The 26,431-nt window shown below is 47.0% G+C and carries 27 protein-coding genes; 8 read left to right on the top strand and 19 right to left on the bottom strand.

Annotated elements, in window-relative coordinates; all coding sequences use genetic code 11:
- Positions 1-141: 141 nt before the first annotated feature.
- A complete protein-coding gene (locus SD53_RS12800; RefSeq protein WP_046520594.1) occupies positions 142-624 on the top strand; it encodes an Hsp20 family protein in 483 nt (160 codons plus the stop codon).
- On the opposite strand, the gene SD53_RS12795 is transcribed toward SD53_RS12800, so the two are convergent.
- From SD53_RS12795 to SD53_RS12730, 14 genes are all read right to left on the bottom strand, one after another.
- Positions 621-1,370: an alpha/beta fold hydrolase gene (locus tag SD53_RS12795; protein WP_046520593.1), complete on the bottom strand. Its 750-nt coding sequence runs from the start codon at positions 1,368-1,370 to the stop codon at positions 621-623. The genes SD53_RS12800 and SD53_RS12795 overlap by 4 nt on opposite strands.
- Before the next feature lie 3 nt (positions 1,371-1,373).
- Positions 1,374-1,754 carry an MAPEG family protein gene (locus SD53_RS12790; protein WP_046520592.1) on the bottom strand — a complete coding sequence of 127 codons (381 nt, stop codon included), beginning with the start codon at positions 1,752-1,754 and terminating at the stop codon, positions 1,374-1,376.
- 139 nt (positions 1,755-1,893) lie between these two features.
- The gene (adk, locus tag SD53_RS12785) at positions 1,894-2,538 is read right to left on the bottom strand and encodes an adenylate kinase (RefSeq protein WP_046520591.1); all 645 of its coding nucleotides are present in this window, start codon (positions 2,536-2,538) and stop codon (positions 1,894-1,896) included.
- Positions 2,539-3,003: 465 nt separating this feature from the next.
- On the bottom strand, positions 3,004-3,714 hold the full coding sequence (locus SD53_RS12780; RefSeq protein WP_046520590.1) for a DUF3379 family protein: 711 nt from the start codon (positions 3,712-3,714) through the stop codon (positions 3,004-3,006).
- A complete protein-coding gene (locus SD53_RS12775; RefSeq protein WP_046520589.1) occupies positions 3,707-4,267 on the bottom strand; it encodes a sigma-70 family RNA polymerase sigma factor in 561 nt (186 codons plus the stop codon). The genes SD53_RS12780 and SD53_RS12775 overlap by 8 nt, the downstream gene beginning before the upstream one ends.
- 101 nt (positions 4,268-4,368) lie before the next feature.
- Positions 4,369-5,010, bottom strand: a complete 642-nt coding sequence (locus tag SD53_RS12770; RefSeq protein WP_241481797.1) for an HvfX family Cu-binding RiPP maturation protein — start codon at positions 5,008-5,010, stop codon at positions 4,369-4,371.
- A 343-nt stretch (positions 5,011-5,353) separates the two neighbouring features.
- The gene (htpG, locus tag SD53_RS12765; RefSeq protein ID WP_046520587.1) at positions 5,354-7,285 is read right to left on the bottom strand and encodes a molecular chaperone HtpG; all 1,932 of its coding nucleotides are present in this window, start codon (positions 7,283-7,285) and stop codon (positions 5,354-5,356) included.
- A 247-nt stretch (positions 7,286-7,532) separates the two neighbouring features.
- A complete protein-coding gene (gene recR / locus SD53_RS12760) occupies positions 7,533-8,135 on the bottom strand; it encodes a recombination mediator RecR (protein WP_046520586.1) in 603 nt (200 codons plus the stop codon).
- A gap of 18 nt (positions 8,136-8,153) precedes the next feature.
- Positions 8,154-8,489, bottom strand: coding sequence for a YbaB/EbfC family nucleoid-associated protein (locus SD53_RS12755; protein ID WP_046520585.1), 336 nt, complete (start codon positions 8,487-8,489; stop codon positions 8,154-8,156).
- A gap of 76 nt (positions 8,490-8,565) precedes the next feature.
- Complete coding sequence (gene dnaX / locus SD53_RS12750; RefSeq protein WP_046520584.1) at positions 8,566-10,719, bottom strand: DNA polymerase III subunit gamma/tau; 2,154 nt, start codon at positions 10,717-10,719, stop codon at positions 8,566-8,568.
- A gap of 90 nt (positions 10,720-10,809) precedes the next feature.
- Complete coding sequence (gene apt / locus SD53_RS12745) at positions 10,810-11,358, bottom strand: adenine phosphoribosyltransferase (protein WP_046520583.1); 549 nt, start codon at positions 11,356-11,358, stop codon at positions 10,810-10,812.
- Positions 11,359-11,629: 271 nt separating this feature from the next.
- Entirely contained in the window at positions 11,630-12,367 is a 738-nt protein-coding gene (locus tag SD53_RS12740) for an HvfC family RiPP maturation protein (RefSeq protein WP_046520582.1), read from the bottom strand.
- Position 12,368: 1 nt separating this feature from the next.
- A complete protein-coding gene (locus SD53_RS12735; protein WP_046520581.1) occupies positions 12,369-13,217 on the bottom strand; it encodes an HvfB family MNIO-type RiPP peptide maturase in 849 nt (282 codons plus the stop codon).
- A 53-nt stretch (positions 13,218-13,270) separates the two neighbouring features.
- The gene (locus SD53_RS12730; RefSeq protein WP_046520580.1) at positions 13,271-13,582 is read right to left on the bottom strand and encodes an HvfA family oxazolone/thioamide-modified RiPP metallophore; all 312 of its coding nucleotides are present in this window, start codon (positions 13,580-13,582) and stop codon (positions 13,271-13,273) included.
- A gap of 157 nt (positions 13,583-13,739) precedes the next feature.
- Between SD53_RS12730 and SD53_RS12725 the strand changes: the two genes are divergently transcribed.
- Positions 13,740-14,117 (top strand): TraR/DksA family transcriptional regulator, encoded by a 378-nt coding sequence (locus SD53_RS12725; RefSeq protein WP_046520579.1) that lies wholly within the window; start codon positions 13,740-13,742, stop codon positions 14,115-14,117.
- Here SD53_RS12725 and SD53_RS18080 read toward each other — a convergent pair.
- The 4 genes from SD53_RS18080 to SD53_RS12705 all read right to left on the bottom strand — a co-directional run bounded on the left by SD53_RS18080 (position 14,114) and on the right by SD53_RS12705 (position 19,691).
- Positions 14,114-15,412: a 2OG-Fe(II) oxygenase gene (locus tag SD53_RS18080; protein ID WP_052749371.1), complete on the bottom strand. Its 1,299-nt coding sequence runs from the start codon at positions 15,410-15,412 to the stop codon at positions 14,114-14,116. The two genes, SD53_RS12725 and SD53_RS18080, sit on opposite strands and share 4 nt — an antisense overlap.
- Before the next feature lie 11 nt (positions 15,413-15,423).
- Positions 15,424-16,131, bottom strand: coding sequence for a 2OG-Fe(II) oxygenase (locus SD53_RS18075; protein WP_052749370.1), 708 nt, complete (start codon positions 16,129-16,131; stop codon positions 15,424-15,426).
- Positions 16,132-16,133: 2 nt separating this feature from the next.
- The gene (locus tag SD53_RS12710; RefSeq protein WP_046520578.1) at positions 16,134-16,802 is read right to left on the bottom strand and encodes a putative 2OG-Fe(II) oxygenase; all 669 of its coding nucleotides are present in this window, start codon (positions 16,800-16,802) and stop codon (positions 16,134-16,136) included.
- Between the two features lie 84 nt (positions 16,803-16,886).
- The gene (locus tag SD53_RS12705) at positions 16,887-19,691 is read right to left on the bottom strand and encodes a TonB-dependent receptor plug domain-containing protein (protein ID WP_046520577.1); all 2,805 of its coding nucleotides are present in this window, start codon (positions 19,689-19,691) and stop codon (positions 16,887-16,889) included.
- Between the two features lie 488 nt (positions 19,692-20,179).
- On the opposite strand from SD53_RS12705, the gene dinG reads away from it, so the two are divergent.
- From dinG to SD53_RS12685, 4 genes are read left to right on the top strand one after another with little or no spacing between them, the layout of a single operon-like run.
- A complete protein-coding gene (gene dinG, locus SD53_RS12700) occupies positions 20,180-22,231 on the top strand; it encodes an ATP-dependent DNA helicase DinG (protein WP_046520576.1) in 2,052 nt (683 codons plus the stop codon).
- A 2-nt stretch (positions 22,232-22,233) separates the two neighbouring features.
- Positions 22,234-23,013, top strand: coding sequence for a sulfite exporter TauE/SafE family protein (locus SD53_RS12695; RefSeq protein ID WP_046520575.1), 780 nt, complete (start codon positions 22,234-22,236; stop codon positions 23,011-23,013).
- Positions 23,010-23,600, top strand: a complete 591-nt coding sequence (priC, locus tag SD53_RS12690) for a primosomal replication protein PriC (protein ID WP_046520574.1) — start codon at positions 23,010-23,012, stop codon at positions 23,598-23,600. Before SD53_RS12695 ends, priC begins: the two co-directional genes overlap by 4 nt.
- Positions 23,573-24,532, top strand: a complete 960-nt coding sequence (locus SD53_RS12685) for a histone deacetylase family protein (RefSeq protein WP_068226372.1) — start codon at positions 23,573-23,575, stop codon at positions 24,530-24,532. Before priC ends, SD53_RS12685 begins: the two co-directional genes overlap by 28 nt.
- A 38-nt stretch (positions 24,533-24,570) precedes the next feature.
- Here SD53_RS12685 and SD53_RS12680 read toward each other — a convergent pair whose 3' ends face one another.
- Positions 24,571-25,674: a tryptophan 2,3-dioxygenase family protein gene (locus SD53_RS12680; RefSeq protein WP_046520572.1), complete on the bottom strand. Its 1,104-nt coding sequence runs from the start codon at positions 25,672-25,674 to the stop codon at positions 24,571-24,573.
- Between the two features lie 160 nt (positions 25,675-25,834).
- On the opposite strand from SD53_RS12680, the gene SD53_RS12675 reads away from it, so the two are divergent.
- A complete protein-coding gene (locus SD53_RS12675; protein WP_046518539.1) occupies positions 25,835-26,104 on the top strand; it encodes a late competence development ComFB family protein in 270 nt (89 codons plus the stop codon).
- Positions 26,091-26,270 (top strand): DUF2496 domain-containing protein, encoded by a 180-nt coding sequence (locus SD53_RS12670; protein WP_046518538.1) that lies wholly within the window; start codon positions 26,091-26,093, stop codon positions 26,268-26,270. Before SD53_RS12675 ends, SD53_RS12670 begins: the two co-directional genes overlap by 14 nt.
- Positions 26,271-26,431 lie beyond the last annotated feature (161 nt).

The following is a 26,431-nucleotide window of genomic DNA, read 5'->3' as shown; positions in this document are numbered from 1 at the left end:
AAGTAGCAGGTGGCCATCCGGCACCTGCTTTTCCTTAGTACCTGAGGCTGCATTGCACCTCCTGTGACTGAGGAAACCTATGTGGAAATTGCTCGTTCAACTGAAGAGCAGAACAAATAAATTGCTTTAGAGGATTTGATGATGAACACTTTAGACTTTACTCCATTTTACCGTTCATTTATTGGTTTTGATCATTTAGCCAACCTGATGGATGCCGCTGCCCGTAATGAAAAGCAGCCATCGTATCCACCCTATAACATTGAAGTTACAGGTGAGGATCAGTACCGTATCACCATGGCTATTGCCGGTTTTGATGAGGCAGAGCTGTCGATTGAAACCGAACACAACACTTTAGTGGTGCGGGGTCAAAAAGCCGATAAAACTGAAGGTCGCCGTTTCCTGCATCAGGGTATTGCAGAACGTAACTTTGAACGTAAATTCCAGCTATCTGATTATATCAAAGTGACCGGCGCTCAAATGAGCCATGGCCTGCTGCATATTGAACTGGTACGCGAGGTTCCTGAGGCATTAAAACCGCGCAAAATCAGCATTAATCAGCAACCTACTGTCAAGGCCGCGCCTCAACTACTGGAAGATAATTTAGCCCAGGTTGGCAATGCTTAAGCCTTTAGGCACTGAATAAACTCGAGCAAAATGGCATTGACCAGTTCTGCATCGGTAACGGGCCCCATGTGGCCCGTTTTTAATTGCCGAAATACCAGATCCGGTAGTACCTCAGCCAGAAGCCTGGCCACACGTTGTGCAGGTAACTGACTTTGTTCACCGCTCAACAGCAGCACAGGGCAGCGGATTGAGCTGGCATAGTCGGTTAACCTGGCAGGTTCAGCACTTAGCGCCTCAAAATCAGCAGCCACTTTGCCAACCTGACTGGTTAGTTTTTGCTGCATTATGCCGGGCAACGCCTTGAAGTAGCCTTCACCTTGCCAATAATCGATAAACAGTGCCGCAGCCTGTGCCGGGCTCAAGCTCAACATTTGCTGGCTTAACTGCTGCACCTGTTGATACACCACAATATCTGCAGTTTTGAGTAAATGAAAAGCCACAGGCTCAAACACTAACAGGGCTTTAAAAAGTTCAGGGCGAACACGGGCCATATGCAACGCCAGGGCCCCACCAAACGAGTGCCCTAGCAAAATGACAGAGCCAGCCGCTTTTCCTGCCAGCAAAGGCCAGAGCTGTCTGGCTTCATCAGCCAGTTGCATCGGCCTGGGATAGCTCAGGCTATTATGGCCATAACCCAACAGATCCGGAGTCAGCACCTGATACTGTGTTTTTAAAGCCTGCTTCAAGCTTTGCCACTGACGTCCGCTGGACAGCGAACTATGCAGCATCAGTACCGTCTGTTGCATCTGTTACTTCATCAATAAAAAAACAGCACCGAAAATAAGAGCCGCAAAAGTGGTGATCATTCCTAAGAAACGTGGGGCTGAAGTGCCGCTGCTCCGCCATAAGCCTATGGCATGTAGCACCCGGCCCGCTAAAGTAAGACCGGCCACCAGATGCAGTTGCCATATTTCACTCTGCTGCAGTTCGAGCAAGGCGACTAAAATAAGCAGCAATGGGACGTATTCAGCAAAATTACCGTGCATCCGCACTGCCTGTAACAACTCGACGTCTTTACCCGTGCCAAGACCCACTCTGTGTTTAAAGCGCTGGCGGATCACTAATCCAGCCAATACCACATAAAATAAGGCTAAAACTGCCGCATAAAAAGATGTAATAGCTAAGCTCATATTCACTAACCTTGGGCTGATAAACGCTGTCCAGATGCCAAATGAACCGCAACAGCGCGGCTACCCTCAACGACAGGGTTCACTTGAACGATTTAATAAAAAGCCCACTGAACGTGGGCTTGGTCAATACTGCTAAGACTTATCCTAACAAGGCTTCCAGTTGAGCACTGACTTGCTCAACCGGTAAAGTACCCACCATATGATGATACTGAGTCCGTCCTTGCTCGGCTTCTTTGCGGTAATAACCAACCAGAAGCTCAGTTTGCTCATGATAAATGCCCAGACGTTTACGTACTGTTTCTTCTTTATCATCTTCGCGGATCACTAAATCTTCACCCGTCAGATCGTCTTTTCCTTCCACTTTCGGCGGGTTGTAGCTGACATGGTACACACGACCTGAGGCCGGATGCACACGACGGCCACTCATCCGCTCCACGATCACATCGTCCGGTACATCAAATTCGATCACATGGTCCACCACCACACCGTTGGCTTTCATCGCATCCGCTTGTGGAATGGTACGTGGGAAACCGTCTAGCAGGAAACCTTTGGCGCAATCTTCTTTACTGATCCGCTCTTTGACTAAACCAATAATTAAATCATCAGACACCAACTGGCCTGCATCCATCACTTGCTTCGCAGCCAAACCCAGAGCGCTACCTTCTTTAATCGCAGCACGCAGCATGTCGCCAGTCGAAATTTGTGGGATCCCATACTTGTTCATCAGAAACTGCGCCTGAGTTCCTTTACCAGCACCCGGGGCACCCAACAAAATAATACGCATACAAAGATCCTCAATTAACCTGGGATTGTTCCATTTGTTATAAGGGTTGAATCTTTACATAATGCGCATCATCAGACAAGGAATTTGTCTGCTTGTCTTACCTGATAAGCCTTCGTCAAGCCTACTTTGGTAGGATAACTTGCTACAACGACACATTGGGCTAATTCATGGGTAGAAATGCAGCTAAAAGACAAAAAAGTCGAATAAACACAGCAGGCTATTCGACTAAGGTCGTGCATCTTTACTGCTTTGCAGAGCAAAAGCTGTCTCAACAGCCTTGTAGTGAAATTGTGAAGCCGCTGAAATAACAACCAGAGCAAATTAAAATTAAGTCATTGATAAATAATCAGTAAAAAAGAAACGGAACGAAGCTGTCAGGTTAAAATTGATGAAGATCAAGAAAACACAAGATTTTATTGGAAAACGCTTTGGAGGCACATAAAGCACCTCCAAAGATTTTGTTGGTCAAGCCTTAAATTGAAGACTGTTCAGTACCTGTTGCTCACCCCGCTGAAGTGTTTCAGCTTTATCACTGACCATCACCAGAATCGCTTTGTGGGTCGCAATACTGCGTCCCTGATATTTATCATCATGGAATTCTGCTTCAAAACTCAAAGAATTTTCTTTGGGCACCACAAAGACCGTCATCAAACCTTGTTCTGTGTCTAACACCAAATGCAAAGAGCGAGAGCCACGGAAGTTGCAATAATTAGCAAATACCACGTTATAGTCTGATGCACTGAGCTGCGCATCAAAATCAGCTAATTTGAGATTCACATCTGCTAACGACAAAGCGGTCATTCTCTGCTGCATATAGGGCTCTTCGTGGTAGACATGAGCCAGCGAGTTCTCGCCAAGGCTTTGTGAACCATACAGAAAAAAAGACCAGTTCAGGGCAAAACCAGCTAAAAATGCGACAGAAGCCGCCAGTGCGACCAGATGCTGATAAAAGCGTTTTTGCTGCTGTTGCTTGTATTTATGTTGTTGTAGCAACAAGCTATGTTCCAGTGTGTTTGGCACAGGCGGACTTAATAGCTGTCTGATCTGTTGATCCAACTGCAGTATATCTTGATGAAATTGCTGACTGTCCGGGTCTTGTTTCAACTGTTCCTGCTGCTCAGCACTCAGCCGATAGGGATCAGTCAGCAAACGGCGACGAACTTCTAACTCATCCATTTTTTCGCTCCCTGGCGCTTTCATCAGTTAATAAATCCCGTAACTGCTTACGGGCGCGGAATAAACGGGTATTGACTGTATTGAGGTTCAGAGACAGTAACTGAGCGATTTCGTCGCCACTAAAACCACCGATCAGTTGCAGGATCAAAGGTTCACTGTATTCAGGCTCCAGACTTTCAAGCTGCTTCAGCAACTGCTGCTGTGAATACAATTGTTCAGGGCTGACCTGATGCTCATCCAACAGCAGGTCCTGTTCAACCTCCTGATACTGAAATTGCTTACGTTCAAAACGACGGGCATTTTCATGACGTAAAATGGTAAAAAGCCAGGCTTTGGCCGATGCCTCATTTTGTAATAAATCAATACTTTTCCAGGCCCGCAGATAAGTGTCCTGCACCAGATCTTCCGCGATATCGGTATTTTTGCAAATCCAGCAGCTATAACGATACAAATCCGCATGATACAAATGCACCAATTGCATATAGCTATGCTGGCGCTGTTCCTTTTCTGGCCGCTGTTTTTTTTCAGCCGTGTTCGCTGTTGACCACCACATCAGATTTTTTGTCCTTATCGACGAAGGTACCGTATCCGGTTGGATCTTTGATTGGATGTCCGGTTGTGGCCGTTCACTATAGGGCATAGCACGAAACAAACTCAAGCGCGCTCCTCCTCAGATGTGACCGTTCGAGCCACCTTAGGCGACAGCCAATAGTCCAGGCTCAACCAGCGCCCTGCGCCATAAACGACCAAAACGAGTAACATCACGAAATAAGTAGCGGCAAACTCTATACCGTTGTTCAATACCACCAGTTTGCCGCTGGACAGCATCCAGTCGTAATCAGGCTGTTGTTGCAAAATTTGATTCACTTTAGCCAGTTTATCCGATGCAGTCAGCACAGCTTGGTTATAAAAAATAGTGCCGTCTGCCAACCAGCTCGATGCATCGGCTATCGCCAGCCAGCCATTTTTGCCATGTACAGTGACCATAGCGACCAGCATAGTGATACTCAAGCCCACAGCGGTCAGACGGGTAAACAACCCCAATAACAATGCCAATCCACCAGCTAACTCCAGCAAAATCACCAAGCTCAGCAACAAAGCTGGTGCAGGCAACCCTAATCCCCAGTCCGGGTTAGCAAACCAGCTTAATGTACTGTCAAAGTTTTCCAACTTAGTCCAGCCCGCCTGCATCATGACAGGTGTCAGGTATAACCTCAGTAACAACAAAGCAAGAAAATCCAGTCGCTGCAGCTTTGTCACTAATTTTTCATAACACAGGATACTTTGTTGTATCACAAGCAGGCTCCGCATAATGCTGTTGTGATAAAAGACAGGGCAATAGCGGGAAATCTTTCCTCTGATTTAGAAAAAATTACCCGGAGTCATTTTTAACAACGCGAAGCGTTGGCCCCAAGGGTGAGCGCCATGGATGGCAGCGAATAAAAAATTGTCTGGAGCAATTTTTAACAACGCGAAGCGTTAGCCCAAAGGGTGAGCGCCATGGATGGCAGCGAATAAAAAATTACCCGGAGTCATTTTTAACAACGCGAAGCGTTGGCCCCAAGGGTGAGCGCCATGGATGGCAGCGAATAAAAAAGCCCCTGTCCGAGCAGAGGCTTTTGATCACACCGTAGAAAACTTATGCTTTTTTCGATAAATCCAGCAGTAATGCGTTTAAGCGGCTGACAAAAGTGGCAGGATTTTTCAGGCTGCCACGTTCAGCGAGCAACGCCTGATCCAACAAGACTTCAGCCCACTGTTTAAACTGAGTTTCGTCCTGCACATCGGCAATATGTTTCACCAACGCATGCTCCGGGTTCAATTCAAAAATAGGTTTCACGTCCGGCACTTTCTGACCAACAGATTCCATCAACTTGATCATCTGTGTGCTCATATCAAACTCGTCAGTGACCACACAAGCCGGGCTATCGGTTAAACGATGGCTGATTTTTACCGCTTTCACCTGATCACCTAATGCGGTTTTAAAACGTTCTGTCACAGCCGCAAATTGCTTTTCTGTTTCTTCCTGAGCTTTTTTGGTTTCTTCGTCGTCCAGCTTGCTGATATCCAGATTACCTTTGGCGACAGAACGCAGCTTTTTGCCTTCAAACTCAGTCAGATGCTGCATTAACCATTCGTCGATACGATCGGACAACAACAAGACTTCAATGCCTTTTTTACGCAGCACTTCCAAGTGCGGGCTGTATTTAGCGGCTTCGAAGCTATCAGCAACAATAAAATAAATCTCGTCCTGACCTTCTTTCATCCGGCTGACATAAGCTTCTAAGCTAACATTCTGCTCGGCCGTATCAGTGTGAGTTGAAGCAAAACGCAGTAACTTGGCGATGGTTTCCTTGTTGGCAAAATCTTCAGCCGGGCCCTCTTTCATCACCTGACCAAACTCAGTCCAGAAGGTCTGGTATTCGGTTTGATCGTCAGCTTTGGCCATTTTCTCCAGCATTTTCAACACACGTGAAGTACAGCCTTTACGCAGGCTTTGGGTCACTTTGGTATCCTGCAGAATTTCACGTGATACGTTCAGCGGTAAATCGCTGGAGTCCAGCACGCCTTTGATAAAACGCAGATAGCTTGGCATAAACTGTTCAGCGTCATCCATAATAAATACACGCTGGACATAGAGTTTTAAGCCATGACGGGCCTCACGGTTCCACAGATCAAAAGGAGCCTTTTTCGGCACATACAATAAGCTGGTGTAGTTGGTATTACCTTCGACTTTGTTGTGACTCCAGGTCAGTGGCTCAGTCCAGTCATGAGAGATATGCTTGTAAAATTCCTGGTACTCATTGTCTGTGACTTCAGATTTATCACGCATCCACAGTGCTGTGGCTTTGTTCACCGCTTTCCAGTAGCCCTCGGTTGCAGGAATTTTTTCGCCGTCTTCACCGTCACGCTCTGGTGTGCCTTCCTGATACATCTCCACCGGAATGCTGATATGGTCCGAGTATTTTGTCACAATGGACTCGACTTTCCACTGACTTAAAAACTCAGTTTCTTCCTCACGTAAATGCAGGATGATGTCGGTACCACGGCTGGCTTTGACAATAGGCTCGATGGTGTAGTCACCTTCGCCCGTTGACTCCCACTGTACGGCAGAATCAGCCGGTGCACCGGCCTTACGGGTTTTCACTGTTACTTTGTCGGCCACGATAAAAGCGGAATAGAAACCTACACCAAACTGGCCTATTAGCTGGGAATCTTTGGTTTGATCACCAGAAAGCTGGCCAAAAAACTCTTTAGTACCAGATTTAGCGATAGTACCTAAATGGCTAATGACTTCATCCTGTGTCATACCGATACCGTTATCGCTGATGGTAATGGTTTTAGCCGCTTCATCCAGACTGATACGGACCCGCAACTCGCCGTCATTGTCGTACAGACTGCTGTCTGACAAGGCTAAAAAGCGTAGTTTATCGGCCGCATCTGAGGCATTGGACACCAGCTCACGCAGGAAGATTTCTTTATTGGAGTACAGCGAGTGGATCATCAGCTGCAGAAGTTGTTTGACCTCGGCCTGAAAGCCGTGCTTTTGTTTTTGTACTGTTTCAGTCATATACAGCTCCTTTTCTTACCTAGAATGACTTTAAATTGACGCTGGCAAGGATATGGGTTTAATACCCACAAATATCAAGGGGGCAATAGCGGTAAAACCCGGAACAAAATGGAGGATCAGGCAACCGGAGAAAAAATAAGCAAAGTTAGAGCGCGGCGGCGAGCATGCGAGTCCCCAATATACATAGCTTACTATGCAATTGGGCCGAGAGGCGGAACCAACAAAGCTATAGCTTCAAGGACGAAGCTCAGATGGGTTTGCGGCCACTAAAGGCGTGCGACAGGGTAGTCCCGTCGACATACTCTAAATCCCCACCGACAGGCACACCATGGGCGATACGGGACACATTCACCTGATACTTTTTACACTGCTCAGCAATGTAATAGGCCGTGGCATCGCCTTCGACAGTCGGATTAGTCGCCAGTATCACTTCCTGCACTGAACCTGTACCTAACTGCTTTTGCAGTAAATCCAGGCCAAGTTCTGCAGGTCCTATACCATCAAGCGGCGACAACTGGCCCTGCAAGACAAAATAGCGGCCTTTAAACTGACCGGTTTGCTCTATGGCAAACTGGTCGGAAGACGATGCGACAATACAAAGGCTTTGACTGTCGCTGCGCCTTGGATCTGAACAAATAGCACATAAATCAGTTTCGCAAAAAGTACGGCACTGCTGGCAGTGCCCTACCTTCTCCATCGCTACAGCCAAAGCTTTGGCCAACTGCATGGCCCCTGTTCTGTTGCGTTCGAGCAACTGCAGGGCAATACGTTGAGCCGACTTTGGACCTACGCCCGGCAATATACGCAAGGCGTCGATCAACTGCTGCAGCAAAGGGCTGAATTTATTCATGCGCTGTCAGACAACAACTTAAAACGGCATCTTAAAACCAGGAGGTAATTGCATACCACCGGTCACAGCAGCCATTTTGGCTTTATTAGCTTCTTCAACACGACGCACTGCATCGTTGATAGCAGCAGCCACTAAGTCTTCCACCATTTCTTTGTCATCCTGCATCAGACTGTCGTCTATGCTGACACGGCGTACATTGTGGTTGCCTGTCATGGTCACTTTGACCAGACCAGCACCGGACTCGCCTGTCACTTCCAGATTAGCCAATTCCTGCTGGGCCTTTTGCATTTTATCCTGCATGGCTTGCGCCTGCTTCATGATATTGCCTAAACCGCCACCACCACCTTTGAACATAACTGTACTCTCTTTAAAAATGACTCGATTTAACTGGCGACAAGATAATGACTTGGGCCCCAAAACACAAGACGAATTAGTTGACGACAATACTGTCCGGCACTATTTCCGCCCCAAAGTCTTTTTGCAATTGCACCACCCAAGGGTCTTGCTGCAATAACTGCTCGACATAAACATAACGTTCGCGCTCAATACGCTGCTGAATAGCCACAGGACAAGTCTCTACCCAGGGCTGATACTGAATATCCAGTCGTACCGCTTTGTGAAAGGCCTGACTCAGTTCTTTGACCATTTCTGCCCGGAACTTTTCTTTATCCAGATGTTGCTGGCTTTGACAAACCTGCAATTGCACAGTATCCCCAGCCCAGCTCATAGCGCTGTGCAGCAAATACAAACGTAATAGGCCACCTAAGTTTAGGCTATCGACAAAAGCGGCCCACTCGTCCACCTGAGCGGCGAGACGCACTGAAAAGTTTTCGGCGGTGATCACGCCGTCAAAACGGTACTGCGCTTTAGGTTCAGGTTGCGTCGTTACAGCTTCTGGTTGTGCTTGATGCTGTTGTTGAAACTCCTGCCAGGCCCAATCGGCGGCAAAATCTGCATCTTCTGTTGGCAGATCTGTGGCATCAATATCATCCGGATAAGCCGGCATGCTCACTTCGGCTTGTTCTGGCATAGCGGCCTGCATCACAGCGCTTTGCTCAATAGCTACCGGAGTTTGTTGCTGCACATCAGGGCGCTGAACTCTGGACTGCCACTCTGGTACCACAGGCTCCGGCGCAAGCTGTGTGCTTTGCATAGCCACAGGCTCTGCAGCCGCGGCTACAGCAGGAGCAGGTTCAGACTTTTTTTCGCTTTGAGTCTCCACTGCTTTATCAGCACTGACAGGATCTGCCTTAATACCACGCCGCGCCAATATAGAAGCGGCAATACCTGCAGGAGCCGAAGCTGGTACCACAGGTGCACTAACTTCTGTTACAACCTGCTGCGCAGCTACCTCCGGGGCTTCAGTTGTAGCCACCACAGCAGGCACAACTTCAGACTCTTTAGCCACAGTTGGGGTTTCGGGCAAATTAAATTTCGCTTTCAGTTCAGCCGCATGCGACACATGCGCTGAAGCTCGCATCGCAGGAGAGGCCTCAGCAGTACCAGGTACAAAAGCGACAGCCCGCAACAATGCCATCTCCAGACCAATACGGGGTTCTGGTGCAAAGGCCAATTCTTTTTTGCCGGAAATCAATAACTGATAAAATAGCTGCAATTGTTCAGGGCTTTGTTGCTCTGCCAATTGCTGCACAAAAGCACTGTGTTCTGTCACTACATCAGCGGCCTGCCAGTTAAACTGACTTAAGGCTGCTAAATGCAACAAGGCCAGCATATCATCCAGCACATGGGCAAAATGACTGTGTTGCTGCACCAATTGATCCAGATGCTGTTTCAGCGCGGCTAAATCCCGGTTAATTACCGCGGCTAATAAGAGCTCGGCCCATTGCTGCTCCAGATAGCCCAACATATCGCGCACTAAAGGCACAGTGATATTGGCATTACTCTGGGCTATGGCTTGATCGGTTAAGCTTAATGAATCGCGTAAACTGCCTTTGGCAGCACGAGCTAACAACGCCAGCGCATCCTCTGCCGCCGGGATCCCCTCTTGCGCCAGGACATAAGCTAAGTGCTGTTTAATCTGCTCTGGGCTCAGCGCCTTTAAACTGAACTGCAAACAACGGGATAACACGGTCACCGGTAACTTTTGTGGATCTGTCGTTGCCAGCAAAAATTTTACATGGGGTGGCGGTTCTTCCAGAGTTTTCAACAGTGCGTTGAAACTGTGGCGCGACAGCATATGCACTTCGTCGATTAAATAGACTTTATAACGGCCACGACTGGGCGCGTATTGCACATTGTCGAGTAAATCGCGGGTGTCTTCCACTTTAGTACGGGAGGCCGCGTCAATTTCTAACAGATCAACAAAAAATCCCTGATCAATCTCCACACAAGCACTGCACACGCCACATGGCGTGGAGGTGACACCGGTTTCGCAATTTAAGCTTTTGGCAAAAATACGGGCTATGGTGGTTTTACCGACACCACGGGTACCGGTAAATAAATAGGCATGATGCAATCTGTTGTGGTTGAGCGCATTGGTCAGCGCTGTTTTCACATGATCCTGGCCGACCAGTTGACCAAAATGTTGCGGTCGCCATTTTCTTGCCAGTACCTGATAACTCATGTCACCTGTGCCTATGTGTTTTAGCCCTTGTACCTGAAGCGACAGCCTTGCTGGCTGCGCACTGTCACTGCAATGCTGGCTAGGTTGGAATTAATCGCCTGCAAATTCAACCAGACTGTAGAGGTTTAAACCCAGCTTTTCTAACCGTGCTTGTCCGCCTAAATCTGGCAGATTCACCACAAAAGCAGCATCAGTGGCTTTGCCACCTAAGCGCTCCACTAAACTGGTTGTTGCGGCAATAGTACCACCTGTGGCCAATAAGTCATCCACTAACAGCACCTTATCACCTGAGACTATCGCGTCTTTGTGAATTTCCAGCGTGTCCTCGCCATATTCCAATTGATAGGACTGTGCAATACGTTCACGCGGTAACTTGCCCGGCTTACGAACTGGCACAAAAGGTAAACCCATGGCATAAGCCAAAGGTGCACCAAAAATAAAGCCGCGGGATTCTGTACCGACAATTTTAGTAAAGCCTTTGTGCTGATACTGTGCTTTAAAGGCGTCTATCACTTTGGCAAAAGCTTCAGCATCCAGCATCAGACTGGTCACATCGCGAAATAAAATGCCTGGTTTCGGGTAATCAGGCACCGCCTTGATCACCTGGCTTAATAAAGCAGAAAGAGATTCTGTCGTCATTCTCAGTTTCCTGATTTGAATTAATAAAAAGGGACAAGCCCTTTGCTCTCCATTGAAAATAGATAAAAAAACCGCCACAAGGCGGTTTTTTTGTCACTCGCGACACTTTAGCTGAAAAAGCGAACCCAGCTGATGATCGGTGGTAAACATAAGCAAACCACAAATGCGACTATCAGTAACACTAATTGGCCAATACCAAAAGACTCTTTAAAATTTTCGTCTGCCATAATCTGAGCTCACTCGCTAAAAAGGTGAAACATGGTAATGAATTTTACTGCGCTTGAAAAGCATGCACTATACCTTTTGCTGCAAAATCAGTCAGCATTTGTTCTGCACCACTGAATAGCTGGTCAGCATGAAGCTGAGGTACATAAGGCTGCATTTGTGTCACCAGCTCCGTCAAGGTTGCGCCGGGTTGTTGGCCCAGCAACTGCAGTAATAAGGTCGTCAGTTGATTCAAGGCAACAAAGGTGACTTCGTCTTCCTGGTTACGGTAAATCAATAAAAAACTTACTTCAGGCTCAGTTGGTTGAAACTCAGCACAAATTTTATGCACCGGATACTGATAAGCCTGCACCGATGCCAGCTCAGACAACTGCAGAGTCTGACGTTTTACCTCAGTCAGCTCAGGACCACCTTGAGCTTTGCGTGTTGCTAACTCAAGCTCAAGCCATTCGTAATGAGCCAGCTCCAGCATAAATACAGGATCGTCGTGTTGAAGCTGGTACTGCTTTTGTAAAAAAGCTAAAAAACTTTCGGCTATGGATAAAAAGAATGGGTTCTCGCAGCGGTACAAGGCAAAAAACTGCTGTACCCTCTGTTGCCAGGCCTGTTCTGAATACAAAGACTTCAACACAGGAAAGGCACCGCTGACAAAACCGGTCACATTGTTAAACAATAACTCCCGGTAGACATTCAGCCTTTCCTGCGTGACGTCGGCTGGCTTTTCGCTCTGCTCTGGCGAACGTAAATAGGCAACAAACTGCTGTTGAACCTGTTGAAACTTCATATCAGGCCCTGCGTTTTAGCACTGAGCCAGTGTGCAAAGAGCGGATATGCTCAAGCTCCGTCTGTAACTGCTGCAGATCCGGGATATTAAAATCCCGCTCCAACAACGTCGGAAATAGCCCGTGATGCCGATAAGCTTCAGCTAACAAAGCCCAGACCGGGTCGGCGACATCAGCACCGTGCGTGTCAATAAGTAACTGATCGTGCTCTTTGTAGTGTCCGGCGACATGGCCATAAGCGATACGTTGAGTGGGCAAACCTGTTAAAAAGGCGAAAGCATCGTAACCGTGATTGACAGAATTGACGTAAATATTATTCACATCCAAAAGCAGTTTACAGTCAGCCAGTTCTAATACTGCCTTGGTAAATTCCAGTTCAGTCAGCTCCTGGCCCGGTGCGGCATAATAAGAGACGTTTTCAATCACTAAAGGCTGTTCAAGAATATCCTGCACTGTGCGGATACGCTCGGCCACATAAACTGCCGCCTCTTCAGTAAATGGAATAGGTAATAAGTCGTACAGATGCCCCGCTGCAGAGCAGTAACTTAAATGCTCACTGTAAAGCTTAATTTGATGTTCTTTTAGAAACGCTTTGATCTGACGCACAAAATCCAGATCCAGCGGATCAGGACTGCCTAAAGACAATGACAAGCCATGACAAATAAAAGGGTAACGTTCGGTCAGCTCTCGGAATTTTTTTTGGTAGTGGCCTCCGTAAGGCAACCAGTTCTCCGGTGCGACTTCAAAAAAGTCAATTTCCGCCCGCGGTTGTTCGACAAGGGCAGCTAACATTTCGCGACGCAGACCTAGCCCCACCTCTGACGGGGTCAAACCAAAAGAACAGTCAGACATAACTACTCCTGAAAAGTCGTCAGCCTACCGATGCAGGCTGACGCATCATCGGATTAGGCCATGCCTCCGCACTTGCCTTCACCACATTTAGCTTCTTTGGTTTTTTCTTTATCTTTGGCGTCTTTTTTATCGCCGCCACATTTGCCTTCACCGCATTTGGCTTCTTTGTCTTTGGCTTTATCTTCACCGCATTTGGCTTCTTTGGCTTTATCAGCACCACATGACGCTTCAGCGGAAGCTAATTGGTAACCTGCGTTTAACTGCTCCGCAGAAAACGGATTGGCATTGGCGCTTAAGCTCAGCGTAGATAAAGACCCCAACACTAAAGCACTGACAGCAACAGCAGTAGTTTTATTTGATTTCATAACAATGTTCCTTGTGGTTGCATTAAGTTGCCAACAATAGACCCTGATGGTCTAAAAAAAATTTCATGTCTGTGCAAAGATTTTCACAGTTATTGATTTATATCAGCACCCTGTTTTTTAACCTGCTTCAGACTACAGGAAATTTAAGGAGCAGGTTATGACTATACTTCATCCGCATCCAAACCTACAAAAGCTAGAGTTGGAACATCGTCAACTGGAACAGCACATCCTGTGGAGCTTACAACACAGCAGCAATACAGATGATGGGAAGCTGTACCATTTATTACTACAGATTCCACCTCAACTCTGGCCAGAAAGCCTGAGCCGATATTGTCCGTCTTTTGTCGCGACAGCCAGACATCGACTGGAAAAAGTACAGGCCGCGATCAGTCAAATTAAGTTGGGTATTTATGGCGTCTGTGCTGATTGTGAAGCGCAGATTGAAGCTGAACGTCTGGCCTGCGATCCGGCCACACAACGCTGCAAAGTCTGCGCTGCAAAAGCCCAGGACATACCTCCTGAGCTGCCGTTTTAAGACTGACGTCCCGGTAGTGCAAACTGCCTGTACCAACAAGACATCACCCACTTCTCGCCCTGCTCCACCGCAGTGCCGCAATGCAGGCTGTCGGGATAATAGTCTCCCCGCTCATCACAATTGTGAAACACCAGCAAAGACCCTCTGACTGGCTTCACAGCTAAATTCAGTTTAGGGAAGGCAGTGTCACCCCCTCGCATATCATCATTTAAATACAACAAGGCTGTGACCTGACGCTGACCACCTTGTTCAGGCAGTACAAAATCAGAACCCACAGGTAAGATGTCCAGATGTACTTTGTATTCCTGACCGGGCAGATACTGAATCACAGCGGCAGGTTCGGCCTGAGCCTGAGATAAACCTGCATGTCTGGTAATACGTTCATGTAACCAGAACAACACTATATCCAGATTACGGCCGCCCAAGGCCGCCGTCTGCCCTGTTCGGTAGTGATGATAACTGGTGCTGGCATTGTCATACACCACCTGAGCAGGCTCGAGCATCGGAGTGGCGTGGTGGATCACATAATCCAGTTCCATTGGGTCGAAAACCTGCTCAATCACTTGAACTTTAGGACTGGCATGCAATGTTTTAATTTCTGCATCAGCGAGCTCTGTCGGTATAGTTAAATCTGCAAGTTGAGTTCTGAGCTGTTGAAAAATCGCCGCTAAATCTTCTGTTTCACGTGGCGCTGGCACCACTGCATTTTGCTGCATCTGCAAAAATCTGACTCTGGCCCGACTTAATTTCGCATTAGCTGCTAAGCCAAACCAATGCATAGCTTCTGCCGGGTCGCGCTCTTCCAGCATTACCGCCAGACTATGTTGACTAAATGGGTCTCCTGCATAAGAGGCCAAACGAAGACAATCCTCAGCCTGCTGGGTTTTGCCCTGATGGCAAAGAAAAAAAGCAGCGGCTCGCAGCGCCAACGGGTAGCCTTGCTGCGCTGATGCAATCAGGCAGTCCAGAGCTCCGGTCTGATCCTGATTAATTTCCTTGCCGCGGTACATCAGTTCAGCACAACGGTACAACGCCTGCGCATCGCCAGCTAAGCCAGCACTACGAAAATACTCAAACGCCAGTTCGGCATTTTGTTGTACCCCTTGTCCTGTTAACAACAAGGTGCCAATCACCTCTGCTGCTTTGGGAATTTTTTGCTCAGCCGCTTTGTGCAACCAGGCTAAGGCTGTACGGAAATCATCTTGCTTTAATGCCAACATACCCAGCTGAAACTGAGCGCCTGCATCACCTGCTTCAGCCTGCCGCTGAAGATCTTCAACCGAAAATGTATTCATCATGGTATCCATTAATTTCTGTCACTGCGAAACCAGCCGACTATGCTCAAACGTGGCTCAGGGCAGTAGCTTGCTACCTGAGAAACAAAGTGCTGTCGTGGCACAGAAAAAACAGTGAGCGTATTAAAACTTGGCATCAGGGATTGCTCCACTTCACCTGCCTGGTTTTGCAAATGCAGCAATCCCCCCCAATGCGCTTGCCAGGGCGCACTAAATCCTATGGTGTAAGCCACTATTCGTTCCTGATTACTTGGCTTTCCATCATCGTCATGTTGCTTTAAAAAGTGACCGGGTAAATAACAACTCGCTTGGGCATCAGCCTTGATGATCTGCGGTGCGCCCGTGATCTCTCGCATAAACTGCAGCATGGCTTCACCACAGATATGCTCGACAAAAGCATGCAACACACTATGCGGGTTGGTTCTTTGCAAATAATGCGTGATCAGCATGTAGGTGTCATAACAAAACTGATACTTGTCTTCACGGGCAGAAAGCACCACCTGCTGTAAAATCTGCTGTCGCTGTGCCTTGTCCATTTTGCGCATATCGGTTTTCTTTGCTTTTCCTGCCTCCACATAAGCGGTCTCCCACGGCAGGACTTCCATCTCCCGACGGATGGCCGAAGCAAACTCTGGCAGCAAAATGGATGGAATAGATACCACTCCTGTTTTGGCAAATTGCTCTGCGAAGACAGCTCTGTCTCTGTTAAGCGCAAACACCTTTAGCCTCCGTACCTGTTTGTCCAGCAATTGACTGCCACGGTAATCCGGCGGTTGTGGCCCATAAAAGGGGCTACCTCATGCTGTAAATACGAAGGGAACAGCAATAACTGCCCTGCCTGTAGCTTAAAATTATAACTACCAGTACCAAAAGCGCCCTGCAGATTGGCATTACCAGCATCCAGATAGACAGAGCAGTGTGGGCGCGGATCATGAAAGCGTAATATGCCACTGTCTTTTTTACCTGGCACATCCTCGCCCGGGTCAACACAATACACCGCAGACCAGGACGCCATAGGATGGTTATGGGTATAAAAATAACCCGCATGCTCAGTGATATGAAACCAGGCGTCTGTATGCAGTTGGATAGAACTGAGTTGCTCTTTGCTGTAACCATTCAGACGGGTGATGATCCAGCCTATGGATTGTAAAATGAAGTGCCGGAGCTGCTGTACCGCAGGATTGTCATATTTGAACAAATCAAAGTTACTTTCGAATAAATTGTCCTGCACATAATTATGTGGCCGTGGATTACGATGCTTATCACCACGAGCCGTCAACTGATCAAAGAACTTTTCCAGTTCTCTGTTTAACTGGTCAGGCTCAGGGTAATGCAAAACCGCAAAAGGTGTTGCAAACATAGAAATTATTTGGGGTTCAATAGCAGCCATACTCTGACTCTCTGTTGATTACTTTCTTTTTTATCATTCTGTAATAAAAAAGCCCCCAAAAGGGGGCTTTTTAATCAACTTAACTTAGAACTTCACAGAAGCTCTCAGGTAAACGAAACGGTCCATGTTTGAATCGTATTCGGTCACTGAGTAGTTGTTTGCTGAGTAAGCAAAGCCGTTATTGATACCTTCAGGAGTAGGTTCTTTCGCGAACAAGTTCTCTACACCTAAAGTCACTTTAGCATTGTAATCACTGATGTTGTAACCAACAGATACGTCATGAATGATGTAAGTTGGCAGAACTTCAGTGATACCATCCGCTGCAGTCAGACCTTCAGAATACAGGTAAGTATCCATGTGGTGTACATAACGAGCCTGGTAGTTCGCGTTCCAGTCGCCCAACATCCAGTCAATACCTAAAGAGGCCTTGATACGTGGGTAACCAGCATCACCGTACTGAATACCTAACTGTTCTTCACCGTTAAACTCGTTTTTGATGAAGTAGCTACCGTCTAAGTACACTTTGTATGTACCGTACGACGTTTCTGGTAAACGGTAAGCAACATAAGTATCGATACCAGATACATCGTAGCTACCCTGGTTCTCTAAACCGTTACGTAAGTCAACAACGTTACCATTAGAGTCACGGTCGATACGATCACACAGTACAGAAGAGGCGTCTTGAGCACATTCGCTCAGGATACGACCAGCACCGATACGGGCAATAGCACCTGTTACTTCAATGTTGTAGTAGTCAACAGTTAATTCCGCACCTTCTAACCAGCTTGGGTTGTATACGAAACCTACAGTCAGAGATTCAGATTCTTCTGGCTTTAAGTCAGGAGAAGACTGTTGAGTAATACGGATCTGGGTATTACCTTGACGGTAACCGGCTGGTACGCCAGCACAACCTGGTAAGCCAGATACGTCGATTACAGCACCAGTAGCACTTAATCTGTTACATGGGTCAGTTAAGTTCGGGAAGCTATCAGAGTTACCTGCGAACAGGTCATTGATAGATGGAGCACGGTAGCCCTCAGCCCAGGTAGTACGTAATAACAGGTCGTCCATCGGGCGGTACTCTAAACCGACTTTAGCTGTAGTTTTGTTACCAAACACGCTATGGTCAGAGAAACGCATCGCAGGGCTTAACAGCAGATTTTCCATTAATGGAATTGAAATCTCTGCGTATGCTTCATCTAAGCGGAAACCACCAGAAGTTGCATCACGCTGGTTACCTGAAGACTCACCTGTTACTGTCAGTGGATCCGGGTTATCAAAACCTGACTCTTCACGACGCTCGAAACCGACCGCAGCACCTACAGTACCGCCAGGGATTTCAAACAAGTCACCGCTGGTGTTAAAGGCGTAATCTTTTAAGTCACTGCCTGATGAATCGACACTGTCAAAAGTGATGTAATCCAACATATCAGCAGTAATAGAACCTGGACCACCAAACAGGTTCAGCGGCGTACAGTTAGTTGCAGCAGTACAGTTAGCACCTAAAGCCTGGTTGATACGGGTTAAGTTCAACAGACCTGTAGTGTACTGAGACTGGCTGTTTTGACCATAGATATAGTGTGCGTCCCATGACCATGAGGTATCACCGAAGTTACCCTCTAAACCAACCATACCACGGTAAGTATCATCGTCCTGCGCGAAGTTACGTGGACCTGCTTCAACCATGCGGCGCTGCAGCGAGTAAGCGGTGTAGTTGGTGTAACCATTTGCGATAGCACGGGCAGATGAACCGTATAAAGTTTCGCCGAATGGGTTGTAGATATTGTCCGCGTGGATATCTACGCGAGCACCTGACGCACCAAACTGCTCACCCAAAGTAACAGGCATAGGAGCCAGTTCTTGCTCAGATTTACGGTTGGTGTAAACGAAGTCAGCAACAAAACGTAAGTTGTCGTTGATATCGTGGTAACCCTGAATATAGAAAGAGTTACGGTTTTGTGGTGTCACTAAGTAGTTATCTGGTGCGAAGTTGTAGTTATCCGCGTTACCGGCAGCACGTTGACGGAATGTATCGATACCAGTGTTAGCACCAGTACCTTCTTCAGTCATTAAATCGTAACGGTTGGTAGTTGCGTTGAAGGTATAACCCTGAGCATCCATCGCAGCCTGGTTAGCAGCCGACAGCGTAGAACGGGTAATACCAATACGGGTGTTTGCACCTGTAGAGCTGAAACCTGTATCAGACACATCACGATCACCGGCCCAAATTGGCTGTTGAGTGGTGTGGCTCATGTTAAACAGGATACCTGACTTCTCAGTAGTGGTACCTAAAGTCATTTCAGCAGTGTATTTACGGCCGTCGCCTTTTGAAGCGTTTTCACCGGCATAAGTAGAGAACTCAACGCCTTCGAAATCTTTACGAGTGATGATGTTCACTACACCTGCGATAGCGTCAGAACCGTACAGAGCTGATGCACCGTCTTTTAATACTTCAACACGTTCGATTGAAGATGTAGGGATAGTGTTTAAGTCAACTGTTGAGCCTAAGCTGGAGATCCAACGACGACCATTGACTAATACTAACAGACGCTGAGCGCCTAAGTTACGTAAGTCCATGTTGGTCGCACCGTTACCACCGTTGTTGAACGCAGTGTTCAATGCAGCACCAGCGGCCGGGATTTGTTGCAGAATATCACCGATGCTGACTTGACCAGCAGATTCGATGGCTTCTCTGTCCATAACAAAAATTGGGCTTGCAGATTCTAAGTCAGTACGTTTGATACGAGAACCCGTCACTTCGATACGTTCTACGTCTTTGGCTTCTTCAGCTTCCTGTGCAACGACTGCACCGGTGAAAACAGCTGTAGAAGCTGCACCAAAAGCAACTGCTAAGCGCACCGCCTTTGACAATTTATTATTTGTAAACATGTTTTATTCTCCCTGGACCACTATCTAGTGATTCTATTTTTACGATGACCAACCTTTGCGGCGATTGGAACTCCGGAACATTTCGCAATCGAGGTGGACCCCGAAAACAACGACCCGATAATAAACGCAATTTTTCAACGTGGTCAACAGCTTTTACGGAACAAATTAGATCAGGTGTTGTCAACGAGCACGCTAATCCGCGCTTTTTACACCGGCCTGCCTGAAATGCAGTTACATAATTTGAGTTTTCGTCTCAATTTCCACCCCAAACAGCTCATCCAACCACCAATTTGCGCTCAATATTTAATCAAATGCGTAATTCAATGAGATTTATCGCAAAATTCCGTAAACTTAACTCCACGCCCTATAAATTAGTTTTTTTCATTTATTTACCAGTTAAAACCTCAGTTTTTCACCTGCATATCAAGATTGCGCTTAAGTTCTGACTGACTTATGATAAACCCCTGTTTTTTTATCCAGATGTTTTAATGCTTACTGATGCTCTAAAAAATCAAATTCGTGACATTCATCGGCAGCTAAAAAGTAATCTGACGAATTATCAGCCTCGTCCGGGGCAAAATAAAATGGTGGCCGAAATAGCCAATACCTTAGCGGGTAGCTACCACAGCTATGACAGGACACTGTTGGTTGAAGCAGGCACTGGTACAGGCAAATCTCTGGCTTATTTAATGGCCGCTATTCCATTTGCAATAAAGCAGAAAAAAACTCTGGTGATAGCGACTGCGACAGTGGCTTTGCAAGAGCAATTAGTGCAAAAGGATTTACCCTTTTTCCTCAAACACAGTGGATTAACCTTTGAGTTTTGTTTAGTCAAAGGCCGGCAGCGTTATGCCTGCGTCGAAAAAATCCGCCAGCAATTGCAGCAACCCGAGTTATTGCCGTTATTTCAAAGCACAGCACCCACTGCTTTATTACAGCAGTTACTGACTAACTGGCAACAAAGGCAATGGCTGGGGGACAGAGACAGCTTAAAAGAGCCGATAGCCGATGAACATTGGTATGGCATAGCCTCAGATCCTGCCCATTGCAACAAAGCCAATCCGGCACATCACCAGTGTCCTTTTCACTTAGCCCGGGCTGAAATAGAAGGCAGTAGTGTATTAGTAGTCAATCATGCTTTGCTGTTGGCCGATTTGGATGCAGGCTCGCAAATATTGCCGGAACCTGCAGATTGTATTTATGTCATCGATGAAGCCCATCACTTACCAGACAGTGGCCGTGATTTTTTTTCGGCTTATGCGCCGCTTCATTTTCCAGCTCAGTATCTGGAAAAGTTAAAAAAGACCACCCAGCAACTGGCCGGTGTATTGCCACAGCAGGGTGCTATGACTGAAGTATTGAAACTGGATGAGCTGGCCAGCGACTTTTTAAAACAACTCAAGCCTGTGCAGCACCAGATTGAACTGAACCAGAGTGCCTGGTTTGCTAAAGAGCCCCATTATCGTTTTGTGGATGCAGTCCTGCCTGAGACTTTTGCTGCCCATGCCGATCAGTTGGCGGAAATTAGCGGTAAGGCGTTGTCCGCAGTGGAAAAACTGCAACAATTTTTATCTGAAGCCGTTACTGAACACAAAGTAGCGACTAAATTAGCTTTGCCGCTGCAATTTGAACTCACTGCCATAGAACACAGATTTGAGCAGCAATCAGAGCTCTGGCGCTTGTATTCTGTGCCGCAGCAAAAGCAGGTCAATCAGGCGCGTTGGCTCAGTCTTGATCAAAAAGAGCAGCAACACAGCAGTGCGTATGCCTGCCCGTTGTCGGTGAGTTTTTTACTGGACGACTTATTATTCAGTCAGGCTTTTGCCACTATCTTGTGTTCCGCCACCTTAACCACCTTAAATAGTTTTGACTATATCAAACAGGAGTTGGGGCTCTCTCAGCACCCAGGCTTGCAAACCCTAAAAGTAGACTCGCCCTTTGATTACCAAAATAAAGCTCATTTATTGCTGCCAAAAATGCTGACGGACCCCGGCAGTGATGCCTTTACCGATGAATTGATCACAAAACTGCCGCAGTACATGGATAAAAAAGCTGGTAACCTGTTGCTGTTTGCCTCTTATTGGCAAATGCAAAAAGTGGTCGAAGCACTGCGCTCTAAAGGCTGGTCTTTTTTGGTGCAGGGCGAAGCCTCCCGTCAATCCTTATTGGAGCTGCACGCATCAAAAGTCAAAGCAGGCGAAGGCAGTATTTTATGTGGCACCCAAAGTTTTTCTGAAGGTCTGGATTTACCCGGCGCTTTGCTGACCAATCTGGTGATCACGAAATTACCTTTTGCAGTACCGTCCTCGCCGTTAGAGGAAGCGCTGTCTGAAGCCATTATTAAAAGAGGCGGTAATCCGTTTTTACAAATGACAGTGCCCGCCACAGCACGAAAACTGGTGCAGGCCTGTGGTAGACTGATGCGTCAGGAAATGGATCATGGTCGTATTGTTATTTTAGACAGGCGCTTAGTGACCAAAACTTATGGTAAGGCCATGCTCAATGCCCTGCCGCCCTTTTCACGAACTATTGAAGAATAACAATGGAATTAGGTTTAGAGCTTTGGGTCGTCGCCGCTTTATGTGCTGTCGCTTTAGTCGCAGGTTTTATTGACGCTGTGGCCGGAGGCGGCGGTTTACTTACAGTGCCTGCGCTGCTCACCGCTGGTTTGCCGCCTCATCTGGTATTAGGTACCAATAAACTGGCCGCCACTTTTGGCTCTGTCACCGCCTCTGTAACCTATTACCGACGTAAACTGTTTGACCCACAGTTTTGGCGCACAGCGCTGATCTTCACGGCCATTGGCGCTATTTGCGGCACTCTCGTGGTGGATTTAATCAGTAAAGAATGGCTGGAACGTATAATTCCGTTTTTTATTGTCATCGCGGCTCTGTATAGCCTGGTGGTGAAAATGCAGCCGGATGATCAGCTCACCTTACCAGAGCAGACGCCAAAGCATTTCTGGCAGCAAAGAGCCCAGGGGTTTACTTTGGGTTTTTATGATGGTTTAGCAGGCCCAGGTACAGGATCGTTTTGGATGGTGTCGACCATGGCTTTGTATAAAATCAATTTACTGCTCACCAGTGGTGTGGCGCGTTCGATGAACTGTGTCAGCAATATTTTTGCATTAGTCACTTTTGCCTGGCTCGGTCACATTTATTGGGCATTGGGGCTGGCGATGGGCGCTTGTTTAATGCTCGGATCTTATTTTGGTGCCCGTTCAGCTATACGTTTTGGCAGTAAGTTTATCCGGCCGCTGTTTTTAACTATGGTATTGGCTATTACAGTGCGCTTGTTATGGCAAGCCTGGAGTAATGGATGAAAGACTTATTGGCTGCGCTTGAGCAACAACTGAAGCAGCTGACTCAACAAGCCAAAGCCATAGATGGCAAACAAAGTAGCTGGCAACAAAAAGCCTGGTTTGACAGCGATTTGTTTCAATCGCACTCGCCTTTTTTAACCGACTATGTGCTCGAAGCCGAAGCTATGCTCAAACGGCTGAAAACCAGCACAGAGCAGCGCAGTAGCTCAGCACAGGCCTTAGCGGCCAAACTCAGTGCCCAAATTCAGGCTTTAAGCCGGGCTTTTCAAACCAAAGACTTACGGTATTTGCCCGGCAAAGGCAAAAAACGCCCCACATCTTCGAATGCGTCAGAACAAGCTCAGGCTATGGTGGGGCAATTACGCCGCTCGACTCAGGAGTTGTATCAACAACTGTCTGAGTATCAGGGCTATGAGCGACGTTTATTAGATATGCTGGAACTGGAGCAACGCCAGTTGTCCGGTGGATCAGCCGACACCAGTGCCGACAGAGTGCTGGCCATTCATGCCCGTTTAGGCCGTTGCCGTAAAGCCATCAGTGAATTAGAGGTAGAAATTCAGTGGTCCGAACAAAACCGCCGGGGCTGATTTATCATCCGATTTACAGTCAGCTCGAGCTGCCTTTTAAACACCGTTATCCTATAGGGAAATACCGGGCTTTGCATCAGGCTTTATTAGAGCTGGGTGTAGCTGCAGATCAATTTACGGTATCTAAAATCGCCAGTCCTGAACAACTGTTGTCGGTGCATTCGCCTCAGTATACGGAGCTACTGATCACTGGTCAGTTAGATCATAAAGCCATGCGCCGTATCGGCTTTCCCTGGTCTGAACAATTAGTCACCCGCTCTTTAACTTCGGTCGGTGGCACTGTGCAAACGGTTCAGCTTGCTTTACAACAAGGTTTAGCTTTGCATTTAAGTGGTGGTTATCACCATGCCTTTGCTGGTGAAGGCAGTGGTTTTTGCTTATTTAATGATTTAGCTGTGGCCGCTCGTTATGCCCTCAGTCAAGGCGTAGATAAAGTGCTGATTTTTGATTGTGATGTGCATCAGGGCGATGGCACTGCAGCGATATTTACCGATGAACCTGCTGTAGTTACCGCCTCTTTACATGGCGAAAAAAACTTTCCGGTCCGTAAACAGCAATCGAGCTGGGATTTAGGGTTGCCCACAGCCTGTACGGACGACGAATATTTGGCCGCAGTACAACAAAGTCTGGATTATTTACTCCGTATCCATCAGCCGGATTTAGTCATTTATGATGCCGGTATCGATATTCATCAGCAGGATGATTTAGGGCTTTTACATATCAGCACAGCCGGAGTGGCCAAACGTGATTGGTATGTATTAAGCGAATGTCACAAGCGGGGAATTCCAGTGGCCGCAGTCATTGGCGGGGGTTATCAGCGTGATCTTGAGGCCTTAACTCAAATTCATCTGCAACTGTTTTATGCCGCCTTTGAGCTCAGCGGTATGAAATTGCCTGATACAGAAAACTGGTTTCATGCGCTTCGTACCTGAATTGAAAGACAGGCGAGGATAACCCCCGCCTCTACAATTTAAATCTGCTGTGCGCCGGAGAAATAAAACCCCAACTGTTTACGCACCGCTAAAGGCAGTTCAGGTAAATCCGATTTTGGCAGTAAGAAGGTTGCCATATGGAATAAATCGGTAAAAATACGGTTTTTCTCTGTAGTGCGTTTTAAATAATCATGGCCAGAAGAACCGCCCGTACCAATCTTGGTTCCTAACATACGCTGCACCATCATGGCGTGCTTGTAACGCCAAATCGTCATATTTTCGTCTATTTCTGTGAGGCAGGTCAGTACCTGAAATGGCAGGTTAAACACAGGTTCTTCCTGATACAGAGTAATAAATAAAGCGGCTAACATAGCGCGCTGGCTTAAACGGAAGCTGCCTTGTTGCTGCAGTTCAGCGTATTTGTCTTTATCCAGCAAAGCGGCAAACTTAGCTCTGGTGTTGACGATTTCTTTGAGCTGCATTTCCCGTTCATGTTCGGCAATCTGCTCTATCGACAGCACAGTGCTTTCATCTTCGTTCAGCATTTGTTCTGTAGCGCTCTGGTACATCTGCCAGAAGCTAAAATCGCCAAACTGTAAAAACGGCATACGCTCCAGCCATTTTTCCACTTGTTCAAATAAACTTGGCTGAGTTTCCAGGCCTTCTAAAAACAGCCGGTCTTTTTCGTTTAAGCGGCTGTAAAAGGAGTTTTTATCAAAGTCGATACGGTACTCACTTTTTAAACCCAGACCAATTTCCAGCATTTTAAACTGCACGCTCTGAAAACCAGAAGCTGGCACTAAATAATCGCGAAACGACATAAAGTCTTGTGGTGTCATGGTTTCCATCACACCAATTTGCTGGTTCATTAACTGCTGAATGGTAATTACCCGTTTGAGCTTGTGTACTACCCCAGTTAATTGCTGATCTTTGACTTCATCGCCGGCAAAGACCCCAAGCACAGCTTTTAATTCATGCAGCACTTGTTTAAACCAGAGTTCATAGACCTGATGCACCACAATAAACAGAGTTTCATCATGGGCCTCATTGGCATACTTCGCACTTTCAGGCGCCTGGGCAGTTAAAATTTTATCCAGTTGCAGATAGTCACCGTAGTAGCAAGGGGTGGTATTTTTTTGCATTTTTCTAATCTTAGGCAAAGGCCTGTTGTTTTGACCGCGCCATTCTAACAGGCGAACCCGAAGTTCACATCTGCTGGTAGCGTTTTATAGCTGAACTGATTATGCTTAATGCAGAAAATATAGGCCTGAGCATAAGGTTCAGGCACACAAGGAGCAACAGATGAAGTTAGATGATGATATCCATAACTATTACGAAAAACTTCTGCTTGATCATTTAGTTGAGTTACGTCTGGAAGATGAATATGACACTGAGTATCTGGCCGATTTATGCTGCATAGTGCTGAATCAGTTACCGCCTAAATATATTCGTTATGAAGTGGATATGGCGTTTTACCTGCCTCAGACCGAACGTTTTGAAATGGTAATGAAAGTGCGTGAAGCCGTAAGCAAAGCCAAAGCCTTCTTAGATACTCAACGTGACAAAAACTAAAGCTCCGGCTTTATCTGATGCACCTCTTGAAGTACAACTGGCAGTAGAACTGATCCTGTTGCTGGAGCAACAGGATTTACCAGCGGAAACAGTGCTGTCGGCCCTGAGCATAGTGCAACAGGATTTCTGCAAGAAACTTACAAAACCTGTTCGTCCAACTGACTAAATTCTGATGTTTTCTGAGGCCTTATGCTGACCCACTCCATCACCTTGTATCTGGCCACTGTCTTGATCTGGGGCTCGACCTTTTTTGCCATTAAGTTTCAACTTGGCGATGTGCCGGAAATGTGGTCCATTGTCTATCGTTTTGGTCTGGCAGCGTTATTA

It is taken from the genome of Rheinheimera mesophila (assembly GCF_000986865.1).
Classification (GTDB): Bacteria; Pseudomonadota; Gammaproteobacteria; order Enterobacterales; family Alteromonadaceae; genus Pararheinheimera; species Pararheinheimera mesophila.
Note: the sequence above shows the minus strand (reverse complement) of the source record. Positions and strands in the feature narration are given on the sequence as shown.

Excerpts from the sequence above, each read along its gene's own strand:
- SD53_RS12800 (WP_046520594.1), top strand. The coding sequence starts at position 142 with ATGAACACTTTAGACTTTACTCCATTTTACCGTTCATTTATTGGTTTT.
- SD53_RS12795 (WP_046520593.1), bottom strand. The coding sequence starts at position 1,370 with ATGCAACAGACGGTACTGATGCTGCATAGTTCGCTGTCCAGCGGACGT.
- SD53_RS12790 (WP_046520592.1), bottom strand. The coding sequence starts at position 1,754 with ATGAGCTTAGCTATTACATCTTTTTATGCGGCAGTTTTAGCCTTATTT.
- adk (WP_046520591.1), bottom strand. The coding sequence starts at position 2,538 with ATGCGTATTATTTTGTTGGGTGCCCCGGGTGCTGGTAAAGGAACTCAG.
- SD53_RS12780 (WP_046520590.1), bottom strand. The coding sequence starts at position 3,714 with ATGGATGAGTTAGAAGTTCGTCGCCGTTTGCTGACTGATCCCTATCGG.
- SD53_RS12775 (WP_046520589.1), bottom strand. The coding sequence starts at position 4,267 with ATGTGGTGGTCAACAGCGAACACGGCTGAAAAAAAACAGCGGCCAGAA.
- htpG (WP_046520587.1), bottom strand. The coding sequence starts at position 7,285 with ATGACTGAAACAGTACAAAAACAAAAGCACGGCTTTCAGGCCGAGGTC.
- recR (WP_046520586.1), bottom strand. The coding sequence starts at position 8,135 with ATGAATAAATTCAGCCCTTTGCTGCAGCAGTTGATCGACGCCTTGCGT.
- SD53_RS12755 (WP_046520585.1), bottom strand. The coding sequence starts at position 8,489 with ATGTTCAAAGGTGGTGGTGGCGGTTTAGGCAATATCATGAAGCAGGCG.
- dnaX (WP_046520584.1), bottom strand. The coding sequence starts at position 10,719 with ATGAGTTATCAGGTACTGGCAAGAAAATGGCGACCGCAACATTTTGGT.
- apt (WP_046520583.1), bottom strand. The coding sequence starts at position 11,358 with ATGACGACAGAATCTCTTTCTGCTTTATTAAGCCAGGTGATCAAGGCG.
- SD53_RS12740 (WP_046520582.1), bottom strand. The coding sequence starts at position 12,367 with ATGAAGTTTCAACAGGTTCAACAGCAGTTTGTTGCCTATTTACGTTCG.
- SD53_RS12735 (WP_046520581.1), bottom strand. The coding sequence starts at position 13,217 with ATGTCTGACTGTTCTTTTGGTTTGACCCCGTCAGAGGTGGGGCTAGGT.
- SD53_RS12730 (WP_046520580.1), bottom strand. The coding sequence starts at position 13,582 with ATGAAATCAAATAAAACTACTGCTGTTGCTGTCAGTGCTTTAGTGTTG.
- SD53_RS12725 (WP_046520579.1), top strand. The coding sequence starts at position 13,740 with ATGACTATACTTCATCCGCATCCAAACCTACAAAAGCTAGAGTTGGAA.
- SD53_RS18080 (WP_052749371.1), bottom strand. The coding sequence starts at position 15,412 with ATGAATACATTTTCGGTTGAAGATCTTCAGCGGCAGGCTGAAGCAGGT.
- SD53_RS12710 (WP_046520578.1), bottom strand. The coding sequence starts at position 16,802 with ATGGCTGCTATTGAACCCCAAATAATTTCTATGTTTGCAACACCTTTT.
- SD53_RS12705 (WP_046520577.1), bottom strand. The coding sequence starts at position 19,691 with ATGTTTACAAATAATAAATTGTCAAAGGCGGTGCGCTTAGCAGTTGCT.
- dinG (WP_046520576.1), top strand. The coding sequence starts at position 20,180 with ATGCTTACTGATGCTCTAAAAAATCAAATTCGTGACATTCATCGGCAG.
- SD53_RS12695 (WP_046520575.1), top strand. The coding sequence starts at position 22,234 with ATGGAATTAGGTTTAGAGCTTTGGGTCGTCGCCGCTTTATGTGCTGTC.
- priC (WP_046520574.1), top strand. The coding sequence starts at position 23,010 with ATGAAAGACTTATTGGCTGCGCTTGAGCAACAACTGAAGCAGCTGACT.
- SD53_RS12680 (WP_046520572.1), bottom strand. The coding sequence starts at position 25,674 with ATGCAAAAAAATACCACCCCTTGCTACTACGGTGACTATCTGCAACTG.
- SD53_RS12675 (WP_046518539.1), top strand. The coding sequence starts at position 25,835 with ATGAAGTTAGATGATGATATCCATAACTATTACGAAAAACTTCTGCTT.